Source organism: Cedecea neteri NBRC 105707 = ATCC 33855 (genome assembly GCF_001571265.1).
Classification (GTDB): domain Bacteria; phylum Pseudomonadota; class Gammaproteobacteria; order Enterobacterales; family Enterobacteriaceae; genus Cedecea; species Cedecea neteri.
Window position 1 is genome coordinate 1 of sequence record NZ_BCTL01000132.1, and the last position, 690, is coordinate 690.

Below are 690 nucleotides of genomic sequence, written 5' to 3' on the forward strand. Positions count from 1 at the left end.
AAAGTATTTATCCTGCCTTTTTATTATCAGCCTGCAGGTCAACTGACTCGTCTACTGAATGCTCTTGAGATGCCCCTTTTTTAGCATTTACGTGCGCTTCTACAAGCTCTATAGCTCGCTCTTTTAGTTCTGGAGTAAATGACATGAACGTTTCCTCTAGACTGGATTCGTGTTCAGCCATTTTGATCACCCCTCTGATCCCACCGCTGAGGATGATTCTGAGCAAAGCATCAGCCTCTGCTTTATCCATATATTCAAATGCAAGCGTCCAAGCTGAACGCAGCGTGTCTTCCGATGAAGGTTGCGACACTAATTGCGACGAACAATCACCAGTGGCACCTTGAGCTTCACCCTTCCCAGTGACCAGCCACCCCACAGATACGTTTTCTACATTGCATATAGATTCAACTACATCAAGACCAGGCTTTGCTCCCTTGGCGAAGTAGTTGTTTAACGTTGAGTATGGTAGCCCCCAATCCTGAGCTACTCGCCTCAATGTCCTCCCCCTGAAAAGCAGCTTAAGTCTGTCCTGCACACTTTCTTTTCGTTCACCAGTAAAAGCAAATTCATTTTCTTTTGGTTCTCTCATTTTCTTTTCCAATTAACCACATGAATTTAAATAAGAAAATCTATAAAAAGAATCAATCATTCTCTATGTAGAAAAGAAAGCTTGAAATTTGCTTTTTGTAG

The 690-nt window shown here is 42.3% G+C and carries 1 protein-coding gene; it reads right to left on the minus strand.

Annotated elements, in window-relative coordinates:
- Positions 1-7: 7 nt before the first annotated feature.
- Positions 8-601 carry a hypothetical protein gene (locus CNE01S_RS24135; protein ID WP_138089281.1) on the minus strand — a complete coding sequence of 198 codons (594 nt, stop codon included), beginning with the start codon at positions 599-601 and terminating at the stop codon, positions 8-10.
- Positions 602-690: the final 89 nt, after the last annotated feature.